Source organism: Streptomyces longispororuber (genome assembly GCF_014656095.1).
GTDB classification, from domain to species: domain Bacteria; phylum Actinomycetota; class Actinomycetes; order Streptomycetales; family Streptomycetaceae; genus Streptomyces; species Streptomyces longispororuber.
In genome coordinates this window covers 1-7,640 of sequence record NZ_BNBT01000249.1, presented here as the reverse complement: position 1 = coordinate 7,640, position 7,640 = coordinate 1, and the positions used below count along the sequence as shown (strand labels likewise).

The 7,640-nt window shown below is 74.9% G+C and carries 7 protein-coding genes and 1 pseudogene; 5 read left to right on the top strand and 3 right to left on the bottom strand.

Going from position 1 to position 7,640, the window contains the following annotated elements; translation table 11 throughout:
• On the top strand, window positions 1-2,305 hold a 2,305-nt coding region (locus IE330_RS37170), incomplete at its 5' end, for an ATP-binding protein (RefSeq protein ID WP_190140604.1).
• A 159-nt stretch (window positions 2,306-2,464) separates the two neighbouring features.
• Here the strand turns inward: IE330_RS37170 and nucS are convergent.
• A complete protein-coding gene (gene nucS / locus IE330_RS37165) occupies window positions 2,465-3,136 on the bottom strand; it encodes an endonuclease NucS (protein WP_190140603.1) in 672 nt (223 codons plus the stop codon).
• Between the two features lie 256 nt (window positions 3,137-3,392).
• Here nucS and IE330_RS37160 point away from each other — a divergent pair, with 256 nt between their 5' ends.
• The gene (locus IE330_RS37160) at window positions 3,393-3,785 is read left to right on the top strand and encodes an SCO5389 family protein (RefSeq protein WP_030685118.1); all 393 of its coding nucleotides are present in this window, start codon (window positions 3,393-3,395) and stop codon (window positions 3,783-3,785) included.
• Window positions 3,786-4,001: 216 nt separating this feature from the next.
• Here the strand turns inward: IE330_RS37160 and IE330_RS37155 are convergent, their stop codons facing one another.
• Entirely contained in the window at window positions 4,002-5,051 is a 1,050-nt protein-coding gene (locus tag IE330_RS37155; RefSeq protein ID WP_190140602.1) for an LLM class flavin-dependent oxidoreductase, read from the bottom strand.
• 211 nt (window positions 5,052-5,262) lie between these two features.
• On the opposite strand from IE330_RS37155, the gene IE330_RS37150 reads away from it, so the two are divergent.
• The 3 genes and pseudogenes from IE330_RS37150 to IE330_RS37140 all read left to right on the top strand — a co-directional run.
• The gene (locus IE330_RS37150) at window positions 5,263-5,595 is read left to right on the top strand and encodes an Rv1322 family protein (RefSeq protein ID WP_190140601.1); all 333 of its coding nucleotides are present in this window, start codon (window positions 5,263-5,265) and stop codon (window positions 5,593-5,595) included.
• A 121-nt stretch (window positions 5,596-5,716) separates the two neighbouring features.
• Window positions 5,717-6,142 (top strand): Hsp20/alpha crystallin family protein, encoded by a 426-nt coding sequence (locus IE330_RS37145; RefSeq protein WP_190140600.1) that lies wholly within the window; start codon window positions 5,717-5,719, stop codon window positions 6,140-6,142.
• Window positions 6,143-6,150: 8 nt separating this feature from the next.
• Window positions 6,151-6,531: pseudogene (locus IE330_RS37140) on the top strand (DUF2267 domain-containing protein); the annotation flags it as partial.
• A gap of 210 nt (window positions 6,532-6,741) precedes the next feature.
• On the opposite strand, the gene IE330_RS37135 reads toward IE330_RS37140, so the two are convergent.
• Complete coding sequence (locus IE330_RS37135; protein ID WP_190140605.1) at window positions 6,742-7,587, bottom strand: ABC transporter permease subunit; 846 nt, start codon at window positions 7,585-7,587, stop codon at window positions 6,742-6,744.
• Window positions 7,588-7,640 lie beyond the last annotated feature (53 nt).

The following is a 7,640-nucleotide window of genomic DNA, read 5'->3' as shown; positions in this document are numbered from 1 at the left end:
GGTGCCGCCCGGCCCCGCCCTGCCCCGCACCGCGCTCCTCGGCCGCCGCGAGGAGCGCGAGCGCCTGGTGCGGCTGCTCGCCCGCGGCCGCTCCGTCCGCCTGACCGGGCCCGCGGGCTCCGGGCGCACCGCCCTCCTCGACGCCGTCGCCGAGGACTGCGCCGACCTCGCCCCCGACGGCGTGATCCGCCTCTCCGGCTACCACCGGGCGCCGACGGACCTCCTGTACGACCTGTGCGCCGCCGTCCACGACATCCGCGAGCACCGCCCCGACCGGGCCCTGCTGCGCGAACTCGTCGGCGGCATCGGCGCCGTGGTCCTCGTCGACGACCTGGAGTTCGGCGGCGCCGCCCTGGAGGACCTCCTCGACGCCACGCCCGAGTGCGCCTTCCTCCTCGCCGCCACCCCCGACGTGGCCGCGCCCGCGCCCGAGTCCCACCTCGAAGAGGTCTTCCTCGGCGGCCTCGGCCGCGGCGACGCCCTGGAGCTCCTGGAGCGCGCCGTCGGCCGCGTCCTCACCGACGAGGAGGCCGACTGGGCGGGCGACCTGTGGTTCGAGTCCGAGGGCCTGCCGCTGCGCTTCGCACAGGCCGGAGCCCTGCTGCGGCAGCAGGACGAACTGCGCGCGAACCCGGCCGCCTTCGACGACGCGGCCCGCGAGCGGGGCGCCGCGGCCGGAGGGGCGCCGTTCGCCGCCGCGGACGAGATATCCGCCGGGGTGTCTCCCGGGGTGCCCCCCGAGGCGTCGCCGCCCTCCCTCGCCGACGGCGTCGCGCCGGCCGCGCCGCTCGCCGCCCGGCTGAGTCCGTCCGCGCGGGCCGCCCTGCGGTTCGCCGTCGCGCTCGGCGGTGAACTGCCGCACCCGGCGCACCTGCCCGCCCTCGTCGGCGACACCCACGCCGACGCGGCGCTCGCCGAGCTCGTCGACAGCGCACTCGTCACCCCGGTCGGCGGGCACCACCGGCTCGCCGCCGGGGTCCGCGCGCAACTGGAGGCCGCGGGGTACGCCGACGACGCCGCCGCGCACGCGCAGTCCGCGGCCCAGCACTACGCCTGGTGGTCCGGGCACCCGTCGGTCGGCCCCGAGCGCGTCGTCGCCGAGGCGGACGCGATCCTCGCGGCGCTCACCGCGCTGGTGGCGGCCCGGGGCGGGGCGGCCGGGCCGGGCGCGGCCGACGAGCCGTCGGCCGCGGTGCTGCTCGCCTGCACCGTCGCGCCCGCCTTCGCCGCGGGACTCGACTGGGGCGCCTGGGAGCGGGCCCTGCGGTCCGGCCAGGAGGCCGCACGCACCGCCGGTGAGGTCGCCGAACAGGCCTACTTCCACCACGAGTTGGGCATCCTGGCGCTGTGCGGCGGGCGGCTCGACCGGGCCCGTGCCGAGCTGGAGGCCTCCATCGGCCTGCGCGGCGCCCTCGCCGACAAGCGCGGCATGATCGCGGGGCGCCGCGCGCTCGCCCTGGTCGCCGACCGCTCCGGCGGGGTCCTGCCCGGGGGCCGGACGGCGGCGGGCGAAGAGGTCCCGGACGCCCGGTCCGAGGAGTCGGCCTCGCCGGCCGGCGGGGTGCCCGCCCCGTTCGTGCCGCCCGCGCCCCCCGCGCCGGTCCCGTCGCCCGACGAGGCCGAGACCGTGGTCACCCCGCAGGCCGCGCTCGCGCCGCCGCGGGTGCCGCGCACGCGGCCCCGGCCCCGGCCGGGCCGCCGGGCCGTGCTGCGCGGCACCCGCCGCAACCTCGTCGCCGCCGGGGCGGGCGCCCTGCTCGGCGCCGTGCTCGGCACGGTGGTCACCCTCGGCGCGACCTCCGGCGGCGACGACGGCGGGCGCCCCGACAAGGTCCGCACCGGGCAGTCGGCGAGCGCGGACGACGACGGCGGCGGCCTCGGCGCCGACGAGCCGGACGAGAGCTCCTCCCACCGGCAGCCCGGCCCCGGCGCGGACGGCGTGCCCGGCACCTCCGACGACCCGACACCGCCGCGCGGCAGCGGCACGCCGTCGGAGAGCGGCGGCGGGACGAAGGGCCCCACCACCACGCCCAGCGGCACGCCCTCGGGCACGCCCAGCGGGCGGCCGACGACGCGGCCCCCCACGTCCCGGCCGCCCACCACCTACCCGCCCACGTCCAGGCCGCCGACGACCCGGCCGCCGACCACGCGGCCCCCGACGACGCAGCCGCCGGTGACGACCGCGCCGCCCACGACCCGGCCGCCGACCACCCCCAACACGTCGGACTCCGCGAGCCGCCCCGGCCCGTCCAGCCCGGCGAACAGCGACAGCTCCGGCAGCGGCCCCGGCTCGCCGACGGTCTGAGGGCGTACGAGGGCCTGAGGGCGTACGTACGAGGACGTGCGGGCGCACGAGGAGGGGGCGGGCCCTGTGCAAGGGCCCGCCCCCTCCTCGTACGGGTACGGCTGGTCTTCGGCGCGCGGTGCGGCTGCTCGGCCGTGCGCGGGGGGGTGCGGTCGGGCGTCAGAAGAGCCGCAGCTTGTCGTCCTCGATGCCGCGCAGCGCGTCGTAGTCGAGGACGGCGCAACTGATGCCGCGGTCCGTGGCGAGGACGCGGGCCTGTGGCTTGATCTCCTGGGCGGCGAAGACGCCCTTGACCGGCGCGAGGTGCGGGTCGCGGTTCAGGAGCTCCAGGTAACGGGTGAGCTGCTCCACGCCGTCGATCTCGCCGCGGCGCTTGATCTCCACGGCCACGGTCCGCCCCTCGGCGTCGCGGCAGAGGATGTCGACGGGCCCGATCGCCGTCATGTACTCGCGGCGGATCAGGGAGTAGCCCTCGCCGAGTGTCTCGATCCGGTCGGCGAGCAGCTCCTGGAGGTGCGCTTCCACGCCGTCCTTGATGAGGCCGGGGTCCACGCCCAGTTCGTGCGTGGAGTCGTGGAGCACCTCCTCCATCGTGATGATGAGCTTCTCGCCCGCCTTGTTGATGACGGTCCACACGGCGGAGTCCTCGCCCGTGCCCTCCTTCAGGGTGCACGGCGGCGACATCCAGTTGAGGGGCTTGTAGGCCCGGTCGTCAGCGTGGATGGAGACGCTGCCGTCCGCCTTGACCAGGATCAGGCGGGGGGCCGACGGGAGGTGGGCGGTGAGCCTGCCCGCGTAGTCCACGGAGCAGCGGGCGATGACGAGACGCATGGTCGGCAACGCTACTCGACGGCGGGACGGTCCTGCGAATTCACCCGTCCCCGGCCCGCGGGGGCGCCCCGGGGGCGCACCACTTGTCCGTCGATGGACCCCTTCGAACCTGGCCAGTTCTCCGCCCAATCTCCTGGTGCCCTCCACCGGCGTTGCCTACCGTATAAGCGGGAGGTCGTCATGTGCGCACGCTGCGTATACGAGCTCCTTCCCTGCCCGTAGGCCCCTGCCCTCTGGGGGTGCGAGAGGAGAACCCATGTCGCTCGACGTCTCACCGGCACTGTTGGAACAGGCCGAGCGAGGCGAGGTCGACGAAGCCGCCTTCGTCGACTGCGTCCGGACCTCCCTGCCTTACGCATGGGAGATGATCAGCTCCCTGGTGGCCCAGTTGAAGGTCGACGGCGGCGAGTTCGCCGACAACCAGACGCCGCCGCCGGACGAGCAGGCGCGCGGCCAACTGCTGCGCGCGCTCGCGAGTGACGCGATCCGCGGCGCCCTGCAGCGCCACTTCGGGGTACGCCTGGCGTTCCAGAACTGCCACCGTGTGGCGGTCTTCCCACTGGACGCCTCGGCGGACGACAGGCTGGCCAAGTTCACGTCGATCCGCGGCCAGTTGCTGAACCAGTCGCCCGAACTCAGGGACTGCTGAAGGCAGTTGCTGCCGCTCCGTACGCGGGAGGTGTTTCAGTCCGGAGCGGCAGTCTGGCGTGGGCGCCCTGTGCGGGTGAGAGTGGGCTGGGCGGGAGCTTTCCCCTGGTGGGGCGTTCCTGTGGTGCGTTTTCTTTTTAGCTGCGGGTGAGTTCGGGCTGGGCGCGCAGTTCCCCGCGCCCCTTACGGGGCGCTTCGGTGTCGGCGCGTCTTACGGCTACGACAGTTGGGGGAGTACTTCCGTGCCCAGGCGGCGGATGTTCTCCTCTGTGGTGGTCAGGTCTCCGGAGCCTTCCACCAGGAACGCGAAGCGGGTGATGCCCGTGCGTTCGGCGGTGGCGGTGATGCGGTCCACGCACACCTGGGGCGTGCCCACGGGGTGGATGCCGCACAGCAGTTCCGTGTACGCGAAGGGGTCGCGCATGGTGCGGACGCGGCCGTCCACCGTGACGTGGGCCTCCAGGCCCTGCCGCAGCCAGCCGGGCATCGCCTTCTGGAGCGTCTCGGCGGCCTCCGCGCGGCGGTCGGCGATCTGCACGACCCCGGCCGACACGTGGGCGGCGGCCGCCACTTCGTCCGGCGCCCGGCCGGCGGCCCGCGCGTGCCTGCCCCACAGGGCCACCATTTCGGCCTTCTCGTCGTCGCCGACGTGCATCCCCAGCAGCATCGGCAGACCGCGGGCGGCCGCGAGGCGGACGCTCGACGGGGACGTGCACGCGACGATCACCTCGGGGGCGCGCGGCGGCTCGGGTACGCCCGGCGCCGGCTCCACCGGGCGCAGCCGGGGCACCACCGCGACCTCGCGGAAGTCGTAGCGACCGCCGGGGCCCCCGACCCGCGGCTCACCGCTCAGCCAGCGGAGCAGCAGGTCGAGCGAGTCCGGGAACCCCCGCTCGTACGCCTCCGTGCCGGCGCCGAAGACCTCCAGGTCGACCCAGGGGCCGCCGCGCCCCACGCCCAGGCTGAACCGGCCGCCGGTGGTGAGGTGCAGCAGCGCGGCCTGCTCGCCGAGCGCCACCGGGTGGGCGGTGGGCAGGACGCTCACGGCGGTGCCGACGCGCAGGCGCCGGGTGCGGCCGAGGAGCAGGGCCGCGAGCGTGATCGCGGACGGACAGGTGCCGTACGGCACGAAGTGGTGTTCGGCGATCCAGACGCTGTCGAGACCCGCCTCCTCGGCCACCTCCGCGGACCGCACCGCGCGGTGCAGCGCCTCCCCGTGGCCCTGGCCCGGGAACTGGGCCGCCAGCACAAAGCTTCCTAAGCGCATCGAACTTCCTGCCTCCTTGGCGCCGACGCGGGCACTACCCCCTACCGGCACCAACGCGTGACACGTGCCAAGGGCACGGCTTGCCGGGCGGATTGGCAGATTTTCGGCGGGCCGGGGTGCGGTGCGCGGACGCCGGTGACGGACGGCGGCCCGACGGGTGGCGCGTACGCTGGGCACACCCCCGACCCCTGTCCATTCCGTGAGGTGTTCCGTGTCGCCCCGTCGCAACCGCCCCAAGGGCGCCGGAGAGTCAAGGCCGGACCGGGACGCGGAGCCCTCCGGCCGCTACGGCGGTTTCCAGCGCTCCGAGGACTGGCAGGGCGAGGAGTGGCAGGTGCGCCACGTCGCGGGCGCGAGCGCGGCGGGCAAGACGTACCGCTGCCCGGGCTGCGACCACGAGATCCCGTCCGGCCTCGCGCACGTGGTGGCGTGGCCCGCGTACTCCGGCGTGGACGAGCGGCGGCACTGGCACACGGGCTGCTGGAAGGCGAAGGACCGGCGCGGCCTGAGGGAGCGGCGCTCACGCAACGCGCCGCGCCACTGACCCGTTCCCGGCGGGCATGGAGGCCTCTACTTGAGCCCGGCCTTGTCAAGTTTGTGTCGTCGCGCTATATAAAAAGGCCGTAGGGCATCGCACGCAGCGGAGCTGAGAGGAGAGTCCTGTGGTGCTCATGCGTACTGACGCGTTCCGTGAACTGGACCGGCTGGCCCAGCAGATGCTGGGAACCGCCGCGCATCCGGCCGTGATGCCGATGGACGCCTATCGGACCGGCGACGAGCTCGTCGCCCACTTCGACCTTCCCGGTGTCGACCCGGACACCATCGACCTGGACGTCGAGCGCAACGTCCTGACCGTGCGCGCGGAGCGCCGTTCCCCGGCGCCCGAGGGCGCCGAGACCATCGCCTCCGAGCGGCCCGCCGGTGTCCACACCCGGCAGCTCATCCTCGGCGACACCCTCGACACCGACGCCATCGACGCGTCCTACGAGGCGGGCGTGCTGACGGTGCGGCTGCCCGTGTCGGAGAAGGCCAAGCCGCGGAAGATCAAGGTCACCGGCGGGGCGAACACGGCCCGCGCGATCGCCTCGTGAGCCGCCCGATGAGCTTCGAACGCCTTCTGGAGACCGTGCGGTACGAGGGCGCCTACCCCACCAGGGAGCGCGCCGAAGAGGTCACGCGCGGGGTGCTCGCCGCCCTGGGGCGGCAGCTCACCGGGGAGGAGCGGGTGGCGCTCGCGGGGGCGCTGCCCGAGGAGGCGGCGCGCGCGTTCGCCGCCGAGCTCCCCCGGGTCGAGCCGCTCACCGGCTGGGGGTTCGTGAAGGACTACGCCGCCCGTACCGGCGGCAGTCCCGCGACCGCCCGCTGGGACGTCGGGGCGGTGCTGCCCGCGGTGGCGCGCCTGGCCGGGCCCGCGCTCACCGAGCGCGTCCTCGACCGGCTGCCGGACGGGTACGCGCTGCTGTTCGGGCAGCCGCAGCTCGCCCCGCGCAGGACCCTGCGGGAGACGGTGGCCCGGGACGCGGTGTCCCGGGAGCCGGTGTCCCGGGAGCCGGTGTCCCGGGAGCCGGTGTCCCGGGAGACGGTGACCAGGGAGACGGTGTCCCAGGCCGCGTGAGGTCCCTACGACGACGGCGCCCCGACCCAGGAGGGCCGGGGCGCCGTCGTCGTACGGGGACGCCGGGGTGCCGGGTCAGACGTCGCGCTTCTCCAGCAGGGCGAAGGCGCCGCCCAGCGCCGCCGCGGTGACGACGACGAGCAGCACGAGCTGCGCGGTGCCGCCGCCGCTGGCGAAGGAGGCGTCGATCTTGAAGATCTCGGCGAGCGAGTTGATCGCGTTGTAGTCGGTCATCTTCTCGCCCAGCTTCCGGGTGCTGTCCCAGATGCCCAGGAACGCGGGCAGGATCGCGGGGACGAGGACCACGCCGAGCATGGTGGTGATCGCGCCCGCGGAGTGGCGCAGCATGGAGCCGACGGCGAGCGCCAGCACGCCGAGCAGCGAGACGTACAGGCCGCCCTTGAACACCGTGTCGATCCACGGCTCCTCGCCGACGCCCGGCCCGCTGTGCGCGCCGGAGGCGACGAGGCCCACGAAGAAGATGGAGCCCGCGGAGACCACGAAGGCGATCACGAAGAAGACCAGGGCCTTCGCCGCGAGGACGCGGTAGCGCTGCGGCGAGGCGGTGAAGGTCGTCCGGATCATGCCGGTGCCGTACTCGGACGACGTGACCAGGACGCCCAGCGTGATCAGGCAGATCTGGCCGAGGATCAGGCCGAAGAACGCCGGGATGGTGAACGGCACGTCCCGGTAGTCCTCGGGGTCGGTGTTCGCGACCGCGAGCAGGCCGATGCCGATGACCAGGAGCAGGAAGATGCCGAGCGTCCACATCGTGGAGCGCACCGACTTGATCTTCGTCCACTCGGAGGTGAGGGCGTGGCCGAGGTTCGTCTTCTTGATCGGGATGGGCGAGGTGTACGCGTGGGCCATCGCCTGCTGCCAGGCCGAGGGCGGCGCGGGCGCGGCGGGCGCCGGGGCCATCGGCGTGGCGCCGGGCTGCGGAGCGGTGCCGTGCGGCTGCGGCTGCGGCGGCT